At 42.5% G+C, this 19,406-nt stretch carries 22 protein-coding genes and 1 riboswitch; of the genes, 4 read left to right on the plus strand and 18 right to left on the minus strand.

Annotated elements, in window-relative coordinates:
• Positions 1-42: 42 nt before the first annotated feature.
• The 7 genes from ACIFOD_RS04800 to ACIFOD_RS04830 all read right to left on the minus strand — a co-directional run bounded on the left by ACIFOD_RS04800 (position 43) and on the right by ACIFOD_RS04830 (position 5,868).
• Entirely contained in the window at positions 43-297 is a 255-nt protein-coding gene (locus tag ACIFOD_RS04800; RefSeq protein ID WP_430313647.1) for a hypothetical protein, read from the minus strand.
• Positions 276-809 (minus strand): hypothetical protein, encoded by a 534-nt coding sequence (locus ACIFOD_RS04805; protein WP_430313648.1) that lies wholly within the window; start codon positions 807-809, stop codon positions 276-278. Before ACIFOD_RS04805 ends, ACIFOD_RS04800 begins: the two co-directional genes overlap by 22 nt.
• Positions 810-972: 163 nt before the next feature.
• The gene (gene add / locus ACIFOD_RS04810) at positions 973-1,965 is read right to left on the minus strand and encodes an adenosine deaminase (RefSeq protein ID WP_430313649.1); all 993 of its coding nucleotides are present in this window, start codon (positions 1,963-1,965) and stop codon (positions 973-975) included.
• A gap of 54 nt (positions 1,966-2,019) precedes the next feature.
• Positions 2,020-2,119, minus strand: a riboswitch (purine riboswitch).
• A gap of 108 nt (positions 2,120-2,227) precedes the next feature.
• Positions 2,228-2,803, minus strand: a complete 576-nt coding sequence (locus tag ACIFOD_RS04815; protein WP_430313650.1) for a type 1 glutamine amidotransferase family protein — start codon at positions 2,801-2,803, stop codon at positions 2,228-2,230.
• A gap of 102 nt (positions 2,804-2,905) precedes the next feature.
• Positions 2,906-3,658 carry a DUF695 domain-containing protein gene (locus ACIFOD_RS04820; RefSeq protein ID WP_430313651.1) on the minus strand — a complete coding sequence of 251 codons (753 nt, stop codon included), beginning with the start codon at positions 3,656-3,658 and terminating at the stop codon, positions 2,906-2,908.
• A 160-nt stretch (positions 3,659-3,818) separates the two neighbouring features.
• Positions 3,819-5,183, minus strand: coding sequence for a HAMP domain-containing sensor histidine kinase (locus ACIFOD_RS04825; protein ID WP_430313652.1), 1,365 nt, complete (start codon positions 5,181-5,183; stop codon positions 3,819-3,821).
• Positions 5,173-5,868, minus strand: coding sequence for a response regulator transcription factor (locus ACIFOD_RS04830; protein WP_430313653.1), 696 nt, complete (start codon positions 5,866-5,868; stop codon positions 5,173-5,175). Before ACIFOD_RS04830 ends, ACIFOD_RS04825 begins: the two co-directional genes overlap by 11 nt.
• Before the next feature lie 199 nt (positions 5,869-6,067).
• Between ACIFOD_RS04830 and ACIFOD_RS04835 the strand changes: the two genes are divergently transcribed.
• Positions 6,068-6,502, plus strand: a complete 435-nt coding sequence (locus tag ACIFOD_RS04835; protein ID WP_430313654.1) for a hypothetical protein — start codon at positions 6,068-6,070, stop codon at positions 6,500-6,502.
• Between the two features lie 47 nt (positions 6,503-6,549).
• Positions 6,550-6,903, plus strand: coding sequence for an ABC transporter (locus ACIFOD_RS04840; protein ID WP_430313655.1), 354 nt, complete (start codon positions 6,550-6,552; stop codon positions 6,901-6,903).
• Between the two features lie 435 nt (positions 6,904-7,338).
• Here the strand turns inward: ACIFOD_RS04840 and ACIFOD_RS04845 are convergent, their stop codons facing one another.
• The 6 genes from ACIFOD_RS04845 to ACIFOD_RS04870 all read right to left on the minus strand — a co-directional run bounded on the left by ACIFOD_RS04845 (position 7,339) and on the right by ACIFOD_RS04870 (position 10,577).
• Positions 7,339-7,743: a DUF4279 domain-containing protein gene (locus tag ACIFOD_RS04845; RefSeq protein ID WP_430313656.1), complete on the minus strand. Its 405-nt coding sequence runs from the start codon at positions 7,741-7,743 to the stop codon at positions 7,339-7,341.
• Between the two features lie 21 nt (positions 7,744-7,764).
• Entirely contained in the window at positions 7,765-8,475 is a 711-nt protein-coding gene (locus ACIFOD_RS04850; RefSeq protein ID WP_430313657.1) for an SAR2788 family putative toxin, read from the minus strand.
• Between the two features lie 25 nt (positions 8,476-8,500).
• Positions 8,501-8,902: a S8 family peptidase gene (locus ACIFOD_RS04855; protein WP_430313658.1), complete on the minus strand. Its 402-nt coding sequence runs from the start codon at positions 8,900-8,902 to the stop codon at positions 8,501-8,503.
• 5 nt (positions 8,903-8,907) lie between these two features.
• Positions 8,908-9,375, minus strand: a complete 468-nt coding sequence (locus ACIFOD_RS04860; protein ID WP_430313659.1) for a S8 family peptidase — start codon at positions 9,373-9,375, stop codon at positions 8,908-8,910.
• Positions 9,376-9,704: 329 nt separating this feature from the next.
• Entirely contained in the window at positions 9,705-10,220 is a 516-nt protein-coding gene (locus ACIFOD_RS04865; RefSeq protein ID WP_430313660.1) for an SRPBCC domain-containing protein, read from the minus strand.
• 213 nt (positions 10,221-10,433) lie between these two features.
• A complete protein-coding gene (locus tag ACIFOD_RS04870) occupies positions 10,434-10,577 on the minus strand; it encodes a hypothetical protein (protein WP_430313661.1) in 144 nt (47 codons plus the stop codon).
• A 78-nt stretch (positions 10,578-10,655) separates the two neighbouring features.
• On the opposite strand from ACIFOD_RS04870, the gene ACIFOD_RS04875 reads away from it, so the two are divergent.
• Positions 10,656-11,942, plus strand: coding sequence for a phytoene desaturase family protein (locus ACIFOD_RS04875; RefSeq protein ID WP_430313662.1), 1,287 nt, complete (start codon positions 10,656-10,658; stop codon positions 11,940-11,942).
• The gene (locus ACIFOD_RS04880) at positions 11,942-12,808 is read left to right on the plus strand and encodes an RNA polymerase sigma-70 factor (protein ID WP_430313818.1); all 867 of its coding nucleotides are present in this window, start codon (positions 11,942-11,944) and stop codon (positions 12,806-12,808) included. The genes ACIFOD_RS04875 and ACIFOD_RS04880 overlap by 1 nt, the downstream gene beginning before the upstream one ends.
• Positions 12,809-12,959: 151 nt before the next feature.
• Here the strand turns inward: ACIFOD_RS04880 and pepT are convergent, their stop codons facing one another.
• From pepT to ACIFOD_RS04905, 5 genes are all read right to left on the minus strand, one after another.
• The gene (gene pepT / locus ACIFOD_RS04885; RefSeq protein ID WP_430313663.1) at positions 12,960-14,195 is read right to left on the minus strand and encodes a peptidase T; all 1,236 of its coding nucleotides are present in this window, start codon (positions 14,193-14,195) and stop codon (positions 12,960-12,962) included.
• Between the two features lie 144 nt (positions 14,196-14,339).
• Entirely contained in the window at positions 14,340-15,302 is a 963-nt protein-coding gene (locus ACIFOD_RS04890) for a carbohydrate kinase family protein (RefSeq protein ID WP_430313664.1), read from the minus strand.
• Between the two features lie 4 nt (positions 15,303-15,306).
• Positions 15,307-16,812 carry a glycoside hydrolase family 32 protein gene (locus ACIFOD_RS04895; protein WP_430313665.1) on the minus strand — a complete coding sequence of 502 codons (1,506 nt, stop codon included), beginning with the start codon at positions 16,810-16,812 and terminating at the stop codon, positions 15,307-15,309.
• Between the two features lie 64 nt (positions 16,813-16,876).
• Positions 16,877-18,490, minus strand: coding sequence for an ABC transporter substrate-binding protein (locus ACIFOD_RS04900; protein WP_430313666.1), 1,614 nt, complete (start codon positions 18,488-18,490; stop codon positions 16,877-16,879).
• 28 nt (positions 18,491-18,518) lie between these two features.
• Positions 18,519-19,397, minus strand: coding sequence for a carbohydrate ABC transporter permease (locus tag ACIFOD_RS04905; RefSeq protein WP_034761840.1), 879 nt, complete (start codon positions 19,395-19,397; stop codon positions 18,519-18,521).
• Positions 19,398-19,406 lie beyond the last annotated feature (9 nt).

Genomic DNA, 19,406 nt, shown 5'->3' on the forward strand with positions numbered 1-19,406 from the left:
TAGGAAATCAAAATAAAAAGCCCCTAGAAACCTAGGGACTTGTTAATAAATAAGAAACTGTTGCATTTCTTCTTCAGTTAAATCTTTTGGTCTAACGCCGTGCTCTTTGCAGTATTTGTCCAATGCTCTTATTTTCACTTTTGGGGATTCGGCGGGTGCTGGGGATGCAAATACCCCATCAGGAAAAGCATTATCAAACTTTACGATATCTTTATGCATAATATCACTCCTGGTTATAGTATGCCCTCCTGGAGTTTTTTTAATATATCTTGATTTTAATTTGGTTCCTGCCACCATAATACACCTCCCGGAAAATATTTTTTTACAAGCCTTGTAGCTGCAATGTTATCAAACATAAAATGCTGCCCATATGTCAGACGAGCTCCCATACTCTCGTAAAATGGATATTTGCTGCTTTTAGATGTAAGACCAACATACCCGTCAAAACCTTTTTCTATGCTGTACCAACAAGCAAACGCTATGAGGACTCTTCCAACATTTGTATGTGACCGCTCTTTGTTAAGTACACCCTTTATGAACTTCTTATTTTGTGGTGAAGATTCAATAATATCTACATCTACACAAAGGAAGTCTTCATCCGGGTTTTCTTTCAAGGCAATAAGACCTTCTACAAACTCAGGATTATAGTTAGTAACTAAACCAAACACCTTAAAACCATGTGATATCGGGTGAAGCCAATTAAATTCCCAGCCATAATCAGTAAGGTAACTATTACCCTTTACTTCTTCTTTTCCCACTTCTCGAAAATAATAATCAACTGGACTGTTTGTAGTTGCATTTAATAACATAGCTCAAATCACTTTCGTTTGATTGTCATTCTATTATACCATAAATCTTATAAACTCCGAATATTAGTTTGAAAATTCAGAAATAGAGATTCCGGGGAATCACGGGGACAGGTACCGTGGCTCTCATACAAAACGGGACCAAGGTACATGTCCCCGTGGCTCACTACAAATACTTCTTCAATCCTTCCTTCACCTCATCACTCGCAAAACAAGCCTCCACACTATTCATATAAATCTCCCTATAATCCTCATCACTCATTGCAAATTCGTTCCAGACTAAATCACATTCCTTCGTCATCGTTGTATCGGATACCGTTCTGTTGTCTGTATTGATGGTGATCTTTATTCCGTCCTTTTGAAAATCGTATAGTGGGTGATCTCGAAATTGGTTTACGGCTTTCGTTTGAACATTACTCGTTGGGCAGATTTCAAGCACGATCTGTTTTTCTTTTACAACCTGATACGCTTCCGGACAGTCTGTAATATATACACCGTGTCCGATTCTTTCTGCTCCTAACCATTCAACAGCCTCGAGCACATTTTTCCCAATCCCAGTTTCACCGGCGTGGATCGTGACTCTGTAGCCATATTCTCTCGCCAGAGCGATGGGTTCAATGAATTTCCCGCAGAACCCTTCTTCTTCGGAAGCACATAAATCAATCGCGACGACTCCTTTTCCAAGGAAGTTCTTCCCCTGTTCGACGACCTCAAATGCACGTTCCGCCGACATCGTTCTCATACAAGACAAAATGATATTCCCTTTAATATCAAATTGTTCTTCTGCTTCTTTCATTCCCTCAATTACACTTCCAATGATTTCTTCTACAGATAACCCCTTCTGTGTATGAAGTAATGGAGCGAACCGAACCTCCATATATTTCACATTTTCCTTGGCTGCATCTTCATAAAGCTCATAGGTGATCCTCTTTAAATATTCCTTCGACTGCATAACGGCATTAGGGATCGAGAATTTCTCTAAGTATTCATCCAGTGATTCGCAGTCTAATGGAGCAATGAGCTCCTCTTTCATCTCTTCTATATCAAAGGAAGGGATATGGATGCCCTCTCTCTTTGCAATATCAATTATAGTCTCGGGTCGAACACTCCCATCCAAATGGCAGTGCAGTTCAATTTTAGGCATTGTAGAATAATTCATTGTTGTACCTCCTCAATTTTTCAACAAAAAAAATCCTGATTACGAAGAAAATACAAATAAATGTATCTTCTTCGTAATCAGGATTTATTGGTTCCTGGTAGAGACCTCCAAACCATATTATTGGAGTTATACGAATGTGAGAAACGTATTAGGTTTTTTATTAAGATAATAAAATTTTCAATCATTGTCAAGGGGAAGCGCGGGGACGATTCTCGTGCTTCCTCTTAGATCAAAACGAAGCAGCAGAACCGTCGCCATTCTACTACTTTTTTATAAAACCACTCTTAAATATATCATACCATCCCTCTAATTCTTCACCCTTTAAAACACCCAATTTACGTAAAATATCTCTTGAAAACTCCACTGCTCCACTTCCATTCGCGGTGATCAGACAGCCATCACTAACGGATTGGTCCTCTATATAGTTCTCATCGCCCCGATAATGAGGTGCCTCCTCTTTTAAATAAGGTAGTGAATTACCTGTATGTTTAAGATGGTCAAGATACCCGTGAATTCCTAGAAAAGTCGTCGCATCACAAATCGCCGCTACCGGAATGTCATGCTCAAAGCAATAATCCACAAGCTTCTTCGCCTGCTGATTCTTTTCCTCTCTCCACCCAGTACCACCAGGAATAATGAGCATCTCAAATTCCAGAGGAGCTTCTTGTAAACTAAAGTCGGGAAGGACCGTCAATCCACCCATTGACACCTTAGGATCCTTGTCGATCGCAATGGTCTGAACTTGATAACCCGTTTTTGATTTATTGATCTCTGCCGTCACGTAACTTGCTTCCCAATCAGCGAAACCATCCGTAACCAATACCAACACTTTTTTCATGTGTACGTCCTCCTTATTTGTTCATTACTTATGTACCTAACTTCGTTCTCAACCAGGCCCTTCACTTGCTATTTCCCTCTAAAAAAACTCCCTCGGATTTCCTTATGACTCAATCACCAACGTTTCCCACCCATCATACTCCCCGTCATATGTTTCAGAGATTTCGACAAGCAGGTCCGTTACTTCATTAATGGAGGGAAGATCGACTAAATCCACCCGGGATATCGTCAGCACATATTTCCCTTCTTCATTGGGATGACCCGTTTCACTTTCGATGGAAAAGCCTTCTTTCTTGATGGCTTTTGTAAAACGTTTCATACTCTTTGGATGGTCAAAATACACCCAGTGGTCAACCTTGCGCGGGACCTGTAATGTGTCCCCCGACTCTTCCAGGCGTTCCACTACATGACGATTCCCCATATGCTGTTGTTGATACTGATTAGGATATAAGATATCATAATAGAATTCCCAAGGTTCATCCTCTTCAATACGAAAGACTTCCACCTCATAGCCAGCCGGTTGACTGAAGCGTTCAGCTGCATCGACTAAAGCATCCTGCTCTTTTTGATTTGAATAAAAAATCAGATCCCTGATCCCGTCAGTTGTCACCCGCCCCACATGAACAAAGTGGTGAGTGTCCAAAGAATCAATAAGCGAATCCTCTATATCTCCTAATCGATCGGCTTCAGCTCCTATAGGAAATCCATCTTCATTCGGCCTTTTCACTTTAAATCTGATACAGTAAGGATGATGGTATTCTTCAGTGTTCACTTCCTCTGTGATATCCATATCCAGAACAATTGAAGCCATCCGATCCTCAATATAACCAAAATAAACATCCCAATTCTCTGACATTCAACAAACCTCCATCCTAAGGATCTTATTGAATTTACAACTGACTGTATAACCTCCTATATTTTAACACGTAGTTTCGTTCTTCCGTTAAAATAGTTTTAATAATCTAAAAAAAGAACCTGACCCCCGTGCCGGCAGGAGGTCTGGTCCCACTATCTATCTATTGAATGCCAAACACAACCACAAACCGGCATCCCTCATCATATCCCCTATCCAATTCAATGGATCCACCATGTTGTTCAATTATTTTCTTCGCAATCGCAAGTCCCAGGCCCGTTCCCCCGGTCTCACCATTCCGGGATTCGTCCATCCGCACAAACGGTTCGAATATTTTGTCATGGTAGGCGGCCGGTATCCCTATTCCCCTATCCTCAATGATCATCACGGCCTGATTCTGTTGCTGCTTGAGTGAAATCGACAGATATCCATCACTGTACGACATCCCATTATGGAGAATATTCGTAATCGCCCGCTCAAGCTTTGAGGGATCGAATTTCACCAGCAGGGTATCCTTGGTAATATCCAGGTGATACTCCATTCCTTTTTCCTCGAACTCTTCTACAAAAGAAGTCAACAAGGTCCGGAGCCATTCGGCCATATCATATTTCTTAAGCGAAACCGAATCGCAGTCTATATCCATATGCGACAGGTCGAACAGGTCATGTATGAGCCGGTTTGCTCTCTTGCTGTTGGACACGATGATGTCCGTGTATTTCTTCTGATCCGCTCGACTCAGATTCGTCAAGCTGGTCAACGTTTCAGCGTAACCCTGTATATTGGTCAGGGGGGTTTTCAAATCGTGGGAAATATCCAAGATCAGCTGTTTCCTCAAGTTCTCGGACCTTTCCTTCAATGCGATTTCTGTGCCAATCGTCTCTGCCATTTGGTTAATGTTGTTCTTCAACTGGTTCAATTCCTGATTCGCCTCGAACTCGATATTCTCTCCATAATTTCCTGATGAAATCGAATCGATCCCCTTCAGAAGCTTCTGGATCGGCTGAATGAGCTGGACAGATGTTCTCTTCACGTACCAGTACAGAATGACGATCAAGCACACCATGAAAAAGATGATGGTGAAGAAGAACACATCATCCAATTGGAAATAGTCATCTGCGGGAAAATAGAGTAATAGATACTCTTCACTATTCTCAGGTATATATAAATCCGTATCATACGTATCGGTTTCCTTTAGGAATTCATTCAATCCATAGTTAAACCCGACCTTGTGTGAACTATTGAATTGGTCGATCACCTTATAATCGGGACTGACGATTTCAAGATAGGCATGATCCGGCAGCTCATTCTTCTTGAATGCCGCTTTCATACCCAATTCCTTCGCATCTTCATACGTCCCTTTCAGGAAGTCCTGATCCAAGTCCTCATACACGGTCTCGACATACACAAAGTTAGCCACCAGCGTGAACGTCCCTACTCCGAGTAGAATGATAAACAATAAAGAATAATTGATAAAAAACTGCTTGGTAATGGAAATGGGCTTTTTAAGAAGGATCGGATTAGTTTTCATGATTCTCCATCCGATAGCCGAGCCCTTTCACCGTCGTGATATACGCCGGGGATTTAGGATCGGATTCAATTTGCTCTCTGATCCGACTGATATGGACCATGATCGTATTGCTGTCCCCGATGTAGTCCGTGTTCCATACAAGCTCATACAACTGGGCCTTCGTATACAACCGGTTCACATTCTTCATGAAAATCGAAAGCAGCTTCGTTTCCTTCGGGGTTAGTAAGAGGCGCTCCCCATCCTTCGTCACCGTCTGATTGATCGGATCATACTCCAGGGATCCGTTGCGAATGACAGGTTCTTCCTCCACCACACTGTAATCCGTATACCTTCGAATCTGGGCATTTACTCTCGATACGAGCTCAACCATACTGAAGGGCTTCACGACATAGTCATCTGCCCCCAGCCCAAATCCCAACACTTTGTCTGCATCATCGGCCCTCGCTGTCAGCAGCATGATCGGGACCTTACAGCTTTTCCGAACTTCCTTGATCACCTGAAACCCGTCCACTTTCGGCATCATCAAATCCAGGATGAGAAGGCTCGGTCGCTTCTCCCTGCATTTACGGATCACTTCATCTCCATCATAAGTCTGCTCCACCCGATACCCTTCATTCCGCAAATGAAGGGTGATCAAGTGATTTATTTCCACATCATCTTCTGCTATATAAATCAACTCTGCCATACTCTTACTCCCAGTCTTGTAAAATCAAATTTTCATCCTATTTTACCATGAAATTGGCAGTGGTTTTTGAGATTTATGGTTAATTTAAGGTTGCTTTAAGGTTGGGGTTAAGGAAGTCGTGTACAATGAATTAGTTAATGGTCCTTGAGATATATGACTGGCCATTGTTAAAAAAAGTAGTAATTGGTGGGTAATAAACATGACAAATAAACTAAATGATTTCATCATAAAAGGACATTTTGAAGAGGCAAAAGAAATGACGAATGAACTTTCCTATTCAGAACTTGATGGAGAACTGATGGAAATGGCCTTCAAGGATTCAAGTATAACGAATTATGCATTCATTATGAGTTTACTAGTCGAAGAGGAAAACGTTGAGTTACATGAGATGGCGTTTAGATTGATGGCGATTCCACTAAGTTACCTGGACGGTGCTTATTATGCTGCCCTTTATCATGCAAGGCGATGTGTGGAATTAACAGACCGACAAGATATCAGGTACTTATCCAATCTGTTATTCTTGCATCAAATCCCCGATAAAGTAGTCAGTGAAGAAGAAGCATATGATACGGCGAAAAGGATGCTGTCATTAGATCCTGATCATGTAGTTGCAAAAGAGTTTTTGAATATGTGAAAGAGGGACGGACCTCTCTAAGTGAGAGGTCCGTCCCTAAGAAAGGGATGAGTTCCATGAAACCACTTCATGAGGTATTCCATAACTGGCAGGAGAAACTCGATCAGGATGAATGGTATTTCGGCCATTTCTTTGAGGAAATCACTACTAGCATGACTTCAGAGGAAGCTTTTCAGTACATACCTGTCGTCATCCAAGAAGTAATGAAATTGCGAAATGGGTTTTTAATAGGGGAGATGGTCGATTTTCTACATGCCGTCTATGAAGTGGCCAATACAACGGAAATACATCCAATCTTAATTCAGGAAAAAGAAAACATAGAAGGAGTCATTCGAAAGTTTGGGGATGAGTACTCTCAGCAGGCGTTTCGTGAGTTTAAGAAATCGTTGCGATGGAATTGAAAGAGGGACGTACCTCGCTAAACGGAAAACAATGCCTGCCCCCGATTCGCTAATTGGGAGGAAGATTTAGTAGTGACGAATGCTAAGATATAATCCTAGACATTGAGAGGAAATCAATATGTTTTTTAAAAACGATGAAAGAATTTATAAGAAAAGTGTTAATACCGCATTTCAGAGTACATTTATATTTTGGGGAGTTACCCTTTTTATTAATGCACTCTTTGAAATGGTAAATAATAGACCGTTAATAAGTAGTTCATTTATTATTTTAACTGTAGGGTTAATAATATTCTATTCTACTGAACAAATAGCTAACTACTTTAATAAAAGAAAAGTGTAAAGGGTAGAGCGGGAACCGTCCCCAATATACCCTAGAGGGACGGACCTTGCTAAGGTAGAAGGTCCGTCCCTAATTCTTTTATTTCCGGTATGTTCTTAGTTTATATATGTGCAAATATCCATTTCTGCCTCTAAGTCGTTCACAATAAAGGATAATGTAGACGGAGAGAAGTACATGCCAGGCACCTCGTTATCATAAATCTTAATGACAATGGTCAATTTACTTTCAAGCTCATTGGCTCTTTTAATCTCCATTATTTTGTCTGTTTTTTCATTGAGTATGTCTTCCAGTTTACTCAAAGCATCATTGATATCCATTGATGGAGAATAACCTGTTTCAATCTCCCAGCATCCCTCCAGTCTTGTCATTATTCTATTTTCTTTAATGAGATCACCTTTTTTATAACTTAGAGAAGGTACCAATTCAAGGTGTTTAGTAATATCATCCGGATTTAGGTCATCACCATATAGGCAATATTCCACATTGATCTCCGTTTTCATTTATTTTAGCCCCTTTCTAATTTACTTAATAAATTCTTCTGTTGGGATCGGCGTTCCTTTTCCACCTTTTTTGTATATCCAGACTCTTTTAGTATCTTTATCTATATATAAATCATACTGTGATATTTTCGCTTTTTTTCCCAAATAATCCTGCTTTAACTCATGTGCATCAATACCATTTTTCTTTAGAAATGAATCATCGATTTTCTTAACGCTCTTTGGTAAATTTTTTAGTGCAGCCTTTACTGCTGTTTTACCGAACTGTTTCTGAGCTGCGGATAATCCCACCCTCGCAATAATTGCAAGAATATATGGCCAAATGGAAGCTGAAGCCTTTATTGTATCCATTTCATATATTTCACCAGTTTCCTTATTTATGAAAACTGCATTAAAATCATTCTCTTCAATAGTATATAAGTGAACATCATAGGAGCTTTCCTCAACCACATTACCTTCTTGAACTCGTCCCTCCACGGAAATGGTCCCATCAAGACTATCGATATTTATATAGGCGACCGCATTCAAGTTCTGAGAATCATACTCACTCTTAACAACCATATTATTAGAATCCACTTGGTCTACAGAAACGGACATATTTTCTGCGGCTTCTTTACCAAACTGTTCTACTAATATATCATCTTCAATTTTAACCTCATCTTGTGCGCGGCTTACGACAGGCGATATGGTAAATAACATTGTGACAACCAATAAATAGGATAAAACCTTTTTCATATATCTCCACTCCTCTTCATAAACTCTACCTTAATATAATTACTCCATTTCCAAACTCTTCATCGTGCCCTCTTTCCCCAAGATCTTGAACAAAAGGTTTAAGAAAGTTATGTATATTTTTGTATGTTATATCTTCGTCAGAATGACTCATTAACACTGAAATGACACCTGTTAACATAGGCGCAGCAAATGAAGTTCCTTTCCATAATCCGATTTGACCTTGGTTATTAATGGATAAAATATCTTCACCTGGTGCAGCATAATCAATTTTCCCTTTTGCAGAAACACTGGACCTCTTACTATCTTTGTTTATTGAAGCTACAGAAATAACACCTTGATATTTAGCGGGATACTCAACATTTAAACCTAGAGTGTTACCAGAAGCAGCAACAATAATGATTCCTTCACCTAGTGCTTTATGAATCACACCCTCTAATTCCGGGTGATATTGATTACATCTACTTTTTCTTTAATACACCACTCTAGTCCGTCTACAACATTGCTAACATCTCCAAGCCCGTTTTCATTTAGAACTTGTACATCATATAGTATCGAGTGTTGATTGATCCCTTTAATCTCATTATTGATTCTTTCCCCACCTATAATCGCTGCTACTGAAGTACCATGATTGAATGAATCTTTCGTAACTTCATCATTCTCAATGACATCAAATGACTTGATTACCCTGTCTTTAAGTTCGGGTAATGAAGAATTAATTCCACTATCAAGCACAGCAATTTTTATGGGTTTTCCACCTTCTCTTTGATTGTCACTATTAATGAATTCATATCCCCAGCTACCAGTTATTTCGTTGCTTGAGTCTTTCCCTTCAATCTGAGCATCACAAGCTGATAATACCAATGCAATAACACAGTAAAATAGGATACCGATTGTCCTCACCCACTTAACATCCTCCTTTAATCAATAGTTGAACCGAACTTTTTTATTATAATTGCAGTACGTTAAACTAACCTTAATCCATCCTTAAACGAACCTTAAATATGTTCATTTATCATTAAACAGCTCGCAGGAACTCCTTCTCTCTTGATGTCCTTACAATATTTCGTGGATATGATGCTATTAATTTCAAACGCCAAATAGCTCAGAACATGGAACAGCTGTCCTGAGCTTATGTTTAGTTGTTTCTGAAAAAGAGTCTGATCCCTGCGCGGAAATGATTTAGGTTGTTGAGGATCAGACCCTAATAAACTTATTGTTGTATCCTGACTTTATTTCATCTTCTGAAGGGCTTCTTCCAGCCGGTCCCACGTTTCGGTGATGCCTTCTATCACACCCATGTCAGTAACGGTCTTGAGAGACTCTGCCGAATCATATTCAGCACGGTTGATCAGCTTCGTCCTGCCACCCAAATCGATGAATTCCAATGTATTAGTAGTCGATGGCATGTCTTTATTCGTATTGCCTTCCGGATCTGAGAAGGAATCGACGTAGATGATCTTCTCCGGCTCGATGATCTCCTTATAAACCCCTTTTCCCCAAGATTCCATACCGAAGTATTCTCCTTGATTTTGATCAGCACACTTCATGCAGAAGTGCCACACACCTCCCGGTCGGAAATCCACGTTACATACGGGAAGCTCCCAGCCTCTTGGTCCCCACCACTGTTTGAGATGTTCAGAGTCTTTAAACATAGTAAACACTAGCTCACGCGGCGCATCAAAATCTCGTTCAAGCACAAGTACCCGATCATTCTCCACCTTTGAAGTCAACGTATTGTTGGACATTTCATTTCCTCCCGAACATTAGAGTATTTTGATTCGAATCACATCATAAAACGGTATTTCGCTTTCACGGCAAAAAACTTGGACACTGCAATCAAAATATACCCTATGATGAAAAATACCCAAAGATCACCCATTGCAATAGAGAATTTATGACACATGTCTAATCAATAGCCGACATGATATCTGGAAAAAAACCTAAAAGCATGAATGGGATCAACAGCCTGTAAAAAACCAGTATCCGCTTGTACTATTCTTCAAAGATTCCTTATTTCCTTCTTTCGTTTTTAGATTGTTGATGAGTTTCTGACTTTCAACAGCAGTGAGGAAGCACCAGAACCGTCCCCATGCTCCGTCCAAAATTCTTCCTCCTCCATTTTGTCACAGAATCATTCCCTCATCCGTTATATCAGTAAATAACCGAAAAGGATGATGAAGATGGTAAAATATGAAGTGGCTATTGTAGGTGGAGGAATCGCTGGATTAACGGCTGCCATCTATGCAGCAAAAGCAGGAAAACGAACCCTTGTATTGGAACAGCAAAAGCGATTTGGGGGCAGAGCCATCACAAATAAAAAGCAGGGGGTATATTTTAACTTGGGCAGTCATGCAATGTATAAAGGGGAAGCGTATGAAGCCTTCCGCGAACTTGGGTTACGACTTGAGGGAAGCTCTCCCTCTATTCATGCTCACGGGATGTGGAAAGAACAAATCGTTCCTTTACCAACGAACACCTCCTCCTTCTTTCAAACGCCGCTCCTAAGTTGGGCAGGAAAGGTCGAATTGGCAAAATGGTTCATTAAATTAGGAAAAATGGACACAAATGCTTGGGACCAAATCAGTATCCGGGATTGGATTGAAGCTCAATTGCATGATCCCATGTTGCGCAACGTGTTCTATTCACTGCTTCGAACATCCACTTATGTTCTTGCACCTGAATTACACGCCGCTGGTCCTGCCTTAAAGCAACTGCAGCGTTCACTTCAAGGGGTTCTGTATCTCGATAAAGGATGGGGGACACTTGTAGAAGAACTGCGTGAACTTGCTGTCCAACTGGGAGTGGAACTGGTCAGTGATCGTAAGGTGGGGACAATCGATCATCAAGATCAGAAAGTACACTCGATTTTATGTCAAGATGGTACTAGAATAGAAGCATTGAATGTCATACTAACAACTCCACCCTCCATTTCTCACAAGCTAGTTCCACATGCCGATCAAACCGCCCTTCACACGTGGAACAATCAATCGATTCCTGTTACGGTTGCCTGTCTGGATGTTGGTTTGCGCCAGCTGCCTAAGCCTAGGCACCAATTCATCTATGGATTAGATCAGACCATTTTCCTTACCAACCAATCACGGGAGGGTAAACCAAGGCCAGCTATCTTGAGTGATGATGGGACACAACTGATATCGCTCTTTAAATATCAAGGGCCGCAACCAGATGCAGCAAAGAATGAGGCTGAGTTGGAGCAAATGTTAGATGTGGTTCAACCCGGCTGGCGGAATGAATTAGTAATAAGACAGTTCTTACCGAAAATGACGGTAGTCCACGATTTTCCTCATATGAAAAGAACGGAAAACCCTGGCCCTGCTGTCCCTGAAATTGAGGGGCTATATGTTGCGGGGGACTGGGCTTCACATGGCGAGCTTCTCGTTGATGCATCCGTAGCTAGCGCTAAGCGAGCCATTTCACATCTACTAAACACTAGAGAGGAAATCAAATGATGAGTATGGAAGGACTTTATCAAGCTTATCAACCTTTGCTTTTTTCATTAGCCTACCGTATGTTAGGCAGCGTGATGGATTCAGAGGATATTGTCCAAGAAGCGTTTATAACCTTTGATCAGCTTCCCAACCGCGAACAAATTGAAAATAAAAAAGCGTATCTATGTAAGATCGTCACCAATCGCTGTCTGGATTTAATACGATCATCCGCCAAGAAACGTGAGGTATACGTTGGACCATGGCTTCCGGAACCTTTGCTTGAAGGAAAGCATTCACCTAACGATCCTTCCCATGCCTTTCTTCAACAAGAATCCATCTCTACAGCCTATTTACTATTATTACAACAGCTAAATGTGATAGAACGAGCCGTCTTTTTGCTTCGAGAAGTTTTTCAATACTCTTATGATGATATCGCTGAGATTCTTGGAAAAAGCAATGCGAACTGCCGGCAAATATTCCACCGTGCGAAAAAAAGCATGGAGTACGACCTTAAGAAACAACCTTCGATTTCCATAGCTGAATCTACAGTCAAAGAGTTTGTACAGTCCATCTTAAATGGAAACGTCAATCAATTATTGAACCTTGTCAGCGAAGATGTTGCTATGTACTCGGATGGCGGCGGCAAAGTAAAAGCTGCACAAGTACCTATTTACGGTGCGAACAGAGTCGTTCAATTGCTTCAAAACCTATTGAAAATGTATGCTGGCAAGTTCACTATCCACTATACATCTGTCAACAGTCTACCAGGACTGAAAGTAACAATTGATGGCCACTTACAATATGTGTACTCCTTTAGCTTCAGTGGCAATCAAATTCAGACGATCTATACGGTTGCTAATCCGGATAAACTGCGACATTTGCAATAGAAGAATCCCTCCGATTATTAGATTGCATCTTTCATTCTATTAATCAAACATAAAAAAACAGCTGGCCTTGCCCGTATAAGCCAGCTGTTTTATACAATTTATTGATCATTCAGTTTGGAAGCACCAGAACCGTCCCCATGCTTCCTTTCTTTCATTCTGTCTCTTCTTCAAATAATCGTACAATCTCAATAATGACCTCGGTCGCTTTCACCATGTTATCCACTGAAGCAAACTCATATCGGCTATGGTAGTTCTCTCCGCCAGTGAAGAGATTGGGTGTCGGTAGACCCATATATGAAAGATGTGACCCATCCGTTCCACCCCGGATTGGTTTAATATCTGGTGTAATCTCCAGGTTCTCCATTGCCTGCTTTGCCAATTCGACGATTTCTATGACAGGTTCTATTTTCTCTCGCATATTATAATACTGGTCTTTGATTTCAAGCTGGACGTTTTCCTGGCCGTAGGTTGCCTGCAGGTCTTTTACAATGTTGGTGAGCGTCGTCTTTCTCCCGTTGAAGCTTTCCTGGTCGAAGTCACGGATCAGATAGCTCATGGTTGCTTGTTCAACCTCTCCCTGAAGAGAAGTAAGATGATAGAACCCATCATATCCATCAGTGGATTCGGGCGCATCTTTGAGAGGTAATCGCTGATTCAATTCCATGGCGATTTTAGAAGCGTTCACCATCTTGCCTTTCGCTGTACCCGGGTGAACATTTCTCCCATAAATCTTGATGTTCGCTTCTGCCGCATTAAAGCTTTCATATTCTAATTCACCCAATTGGCCGCCGTCCACTGTGTAGGCAAATTGAGCATTGAACCGATCCACATCAAATTGAAGGGGTCCTTTCCCTGTTTCTTCATCCGGCGTAAAAGCGATTCGAATCGTGCCGTGCTTCACTTCGGGATGCTCAATCAAATAGGCCATCGCCGTCATGATCTCCGCGATTCCTGCTTTATTATCCGCTCCGAGGAGGGTCGTTCCATCGGTTGTCACCAGGGTGTGTTCCTTATAATCCAGTAACTGAGGAAAGTCCTTCACCGATAGAACAATCCCTAGTTCCTTATGTAACACAATATCGTTCCCATCGTAACCCTCGACGATCTGAGGCTTCACATTTTTCCCAGTAAAGTCCTCAGATGTATCCATGTGGGCAAGGAATCCAATCGTAGGGACTTTTTTGTCCGTATTTGCAGGTAATGTAGCCATTACATACCCGTATTCATCAATTGTTACGTCTGTCATTCCGATTTCTTTCAATTCCTGTACCAGCATGTTGGCAAGTACAAGCTGACCCGGAGTGGAAGGCGTTGTTTCCACTCCATCTTTCGACTCTGTATACACCTTCACGTACGTGGTTAATCGATCAATCAATTCTTTTTTCAACTTGACTCCCCCTTCTAACTACCTCTTTATTTTATCAAATTTTTATATAAGCAGAGAAAAATAAAAACGGTGCCTGACATCCAGTACACTAAGCTTTACCGTGCTGGACATCAGGCACCAATTTAGTGCGCTAATGTATAACTATCACCATTTAGAGGTCCGTCCCTCTAATTCCCTAATCGCGATGATTGCCCCTATTTTTGTACAAACAGTGGCCCCCACGCGATTGCTGGTTGAAATGACGTTCTTTAATTCTTCGAAGTTCTTCAGGAGGACTTTCGGATCCTGATAGTGATTGAATTGATGCAGGGTTGCCCCAACGAATGCATCGCCTGCTCCTGTTGAATCGACGGAATGAACGGGGATGCTTGGGACGATACAAGATTCTTGACCGTTTGAAACAAGTGTTCCATCCTTCCCAAGGGTGACGGCTACCGTATTGGCTCCCAATCTATGAAAACGTTCGACTCCATCTGATAGATGGGCGAATCCAGAAATGATCTTACATTCCTCTTCGCTTACTTTGACGAAGTCTGCTTGACTGATGCACTGCTCCGCCATCCCAATGAAGTCCCTCTCTCTCCCTTTCCATAAACCACTTCGGAAGTTCGGGTCAAAGGAGACGAATTTCCCTGCTTCTTTAACCGTTTGGATGAAGGATACGTAAGCGGACTTAAAGGGGTCATCCAATAAGGCGGTAGCCGATCCGAAGTGAATGATTGAAGATTCCCTCCAGTTGCTTTGATGAAGCTCTTCCTTGTTCAGATGAGCGTCAGCCCCTCGATGAAACACGAAATCTCTTTCCCCTTCTTCTTTCAATGATACAAATGCCAGAGTCGTAGGATGATGCTCATCAAGAAGAATGGAAGAATCATCAATGGTAAGATCTTTCATGGTGTTTTTCAAGAAATGGCCGAATGGGTCATTTCCTACCTTGCTCAGGAATCTGGCTCGCCCCCCAAGTGTGGTAATGGTGGCACACACATTCGCAGGAGCCCCTCCTGCTTGCTTGGAAAAGTGTTGTCCTTGAGCAAGGTCTGTATTGATATCGGTACAAAAGAAATCGATGAGCAGTTCACCGATGCATAAAATCGAAGGATCATTCATGCTCTCACACTTCCTTCCCCCAGATAGAGGAAAGCTCGGTAACCAAGAGCTCTTCTACCTTGGCACCACCTCCAAGGGCAGTGAGGGAAAGGGTTGGATTCATTCCCTTCGGAAAGATAAGATTGGTTAATACTTCCCGTCCTCCCTGTGCGAATACCTCTAAGGAAGATGAGTCCAGGAATAACTGAAGGTTGAGCGTTTCGTCCATTAATTCCACAGGACATTCGGAAATTCCCCGAAATGAATCCGAAAACTCGTGTTCTCCTGACTGAGTCCTGTCGATCGATAACACTTGGGTGATTCGATTGTACCGAATACTCGTTTTCTCTTCGGATGAATGGTGGATAGTCAGCCTGAACTCCTTTGCCTCTTCCAACGTTACAGCCAGATTCACTTCCATTAATCCATGATTTACATCCATTGAGTACGCTTCATCCGTTAGCCCTATTGCCTTGATGACCTTTGATTCTTTTCTGATTCTATTCATTTCAGATACAGGTTTTTGTAAAAGATGAACCCCGTCTGCCGTAGAAATCAAGGTCATTTCTCTAGGCAAGGTCATGGCTCCTCTCCACGTTTCAGTCGGAACCTGGTTTGCATATCTCCAGTTGTTCATCCATCCAAGATAGATTCGTCTTCCGTCCTTTTCAGGGATATCGGACCAGCTCACCCCCGCATAATTGTCCCTTCCGTGATCAAGCCAGAGGATGGTGTCCGCATTATGAAGGTTGATAAACGTCTTGCCGTCAAAGTCCCCAACAAAGTACTGGGTCCTTGAACCTTCTTTGAAATCAGGGTTGTCACCAATGCTCACCAGCATCACCCATTTCACACGATCGGGATCTCCGTCAACCATGAGTGGAAACAGATCCGGGCATTCCCATACTCCGGAATGGGAGCCTTCGTCCTGACCGAATTCACTGGCAAACTCCCAATCGATCAAGTTAGGGGACGTATATATGGTAATCGTCTGACCCGTCGCCAGCACCATGACCCACCTTTCAGATTCCTCATGCCAAAATACTTTCGGATCCCGGTAATCGGTAATGTCTTCATCTGACAGGACAGGATTTCCCTCGTATTTCTCCCACGTCCTGCCATGATCAAGACTATAGGCTAGACTTTGTCTTTGCCTTGAACGATCGGAATCCGGATATGAGTCCGCGCTTGTATAAATGGCGACCAGCCCGCCATTCCCCTTTTCAAAGAAACCCGATGTATTCTTCCAATCCACCACGGCGCTTCCAGAGAAAATAGCACCGTGCTCGTCAGGATAAAGGGCGATCGGCAGCTCCTCCCAATGGATTAAATCACGACTAACCGCATGCCCCCAGTGCATCGGTCCCCACGTAGTTCCTTGTGGATGATATTGAAAGAAGAGATGATATTCCCCTTCGAAATAGACCATCCCATTTGGATCATTCAGCCACTTTTCCTTCGGGGAAAAGTGAAATTGCGGACGATAGGTTTCTGAATAAAGGCTCATTTTTTCTTGATAATTATTCGTCATATGGATTCTCCTTTGCATTCGAAAGGCTGCACGATTGCCTGGGCAAGGTACAGCCTGAATTTAATTATGATTGGTTACGGTCATATCCATCCTGCTTTATTTTCAGCCACTCCTGTAACCCGAGGCGATCGAGTTCTTTCAAGTAATCCGCCCATTCTTCATCGGCTTTCCCGTTGGTGATCCATTCCGCCTTTTTACGCTTCACATAAGCAAGCAGATCGGTCTCGATCTTCGAAAGCTTATCTAACTCCTCAAGGGAGAAGAATACTTTTGGATAGATGTTATCCGCCTTCATATCCGGTACCATGACATCCTTCATGAGCCCCAGTCTCCAGGCAGCATCATCCGGTTTCGTCGTCACGGCTCCATAGTATTCGTCCAAGATTGCCAGTGGACCGCCGACGGATGTCTTTTCCCTGAGCTCAACAGGAGCCGTTCCTTCTAATGGAAGGTGTTTTAATGAATGACTGGCACTATCCATTTCGAAGATGTTTTGCTGTTTGTCATCCCCATATGTTCCCCAGTTGTTTTGAACCGATTGAAGCGGATTATAGAATTGATCGATCCACTTCGCCGTTAATTCAAGGTTCTCGTTAGCACTCGTGATGACCATTTTATTGCGGTCAAATCCCATACCGTTCGTTCTCGCCACATTCTTCGTTCCATCGGGGCCTTCAAGGGCTGGCATGAGGTCATATTGATCGTTCATACCCGTGATGTTGGCTTTATCCCATGTGAAGTACATCCCGTAACGTCCTTCTTTCCCTTTCGACAGGTAGGTATTCCAATCCTGTTCAAAGGCTTCTACGTCAATCAAATCTTCTTTATATAATTCATTTAAATAATTGATGGCATCCTTATACCCTTCGTCGGCTGCCGTCAGCTTCACTTCACCTTCATTGGTGACGACCGTGTGATCCCAGTTCTCACCGAGTCCGAATGAACCGAACAAGAAGGACACATCTTCACCTCCATGGTTGATGATGAAGGACATCGGGATTTCATCTGCCTCACCATTCCCGTTTGGATCCTGAGTCTTGAATGCTTTCAGGACTTCTTTAAGTTCATCGGTTGTTTTCGGCATTTCAAGCCCCAGTTTTTTCAGCCACTCGACGTTGATCCATGGGAAGTCATCGACGGAGTGAATGCTTTCCTTTCCTGAACCAAGCTCTTCAATCCAAGGGAAGGAATAAATATGCCCATCCGGTGCCGTCATCATCGAGCGATATTCAGGCGCATCTTCCAAGACCTTTTTCAGGTTGGGCATATGCTCATCAATCAGATCCTCAACAGGAACGATCGCTCCATCCTTCGCAAGCTTCAATAGCTCATAGTCACTGTATCCCGCATTCATGATCGCGTCTGGAAGTTCGCCGCTCGCGACAGCCAGATTCCGCTTTTCATTGAAAGTTTCCCCCGCTGTATAATTGGTCCAGTCGATCTTCACTCCCGTTTCTTTCTGTAGCCTTTTGAAGATCAGCTTTTCATTTGGATCATCCGGAGCAAGTGGTGAGCTGGATGTCATCATCTTAAGCGTCACCTGTTCCTCTAACGGAAACTTTACATTTTCCAGTTCATAATTCTCAGAAGAAGCACTTTCACTGTTGTTGCTGCACCCGGCTGCAAGCAGCATGCCTGACATCAGAAGTACCGACATTGTCTTCGTCTTTTTCCCCATTGTTAAACCCCCATTGATAAAATATAGATTATTTTAAAGATCCCACCATAACACCTTTTTCAAAGTATTTCTGGAAGAATGGATACATAATGATCAGCGGTAAGCTGGCTAATACGATGGATGAATACTTGATCATCTCTGAAATTCTTTGGAGTTCCGCTGCCGCCTGCTGGTCAGCGATCATTCCCGGCTGCACCTCATTCTGGATGAGGATCGATCGCAGGACGAGCTGTAACGGGTACAAATCCCGGTCCTCAAGATAGATCATCGCATCGAAATATGAATTCCATTGTGCGATGAACGCATAGAGCGCGATGACAAAGATGATCGGCTTTGACAACGGAAACACGATGTTCAAGAAGATTTTGAACTCCGATGCCCCGTCGATCCTTGCTGCTTCCTTCAACTCATTCGGAATCGATTTGAAGTACGTTCTTGCAAGAATTATGAACCAAACGTTGATGGCATTGGGAAGGATGATCGCCCAAATTGTGTTCAGCATCCCTAAGTCCTTCACCACCATATACGTCGGGATCAACCCTCCGTTGAAGAACATCGTGATGAGAAAGAACACCATGATGAACTTTCGTCCGACAAGCCCTTCAGCCGAGAGGGAATAGCCGGCAAAGATGCAGACACTCACGGTGATGAGGGTGAATCCGGCAGAATAGAGAATCGAGTTGATGAATCCTTTGACGATGGTCCCGTCCTCGAAGATCCGTTTATATCCCTCGAGCGTCCAATCCGATCCGCTGATGAGTAATCCTTTTTTCACCAGAACATTCGGCTCAAGAACCGAGGATAGTAGAACATATATCAAAGGGAACAAAACAATAATAACGATTCCCCCAAGCAGGATTTTGTTAATGAAAAGAATGAGTTTATCACTCCTGGTGTATTGGTACATCTCGTTTCC

It is taken from the genome of Rossellomorea sp. NRS-1567, assembly GCF_050467885.1.
GTDB classification, from domain to species: Bacteria; Bacillota; Bacilli; order Bacillales; family Bacillaceae_B; genus Rossellomorea; species Rossellomorea aquimaris_C.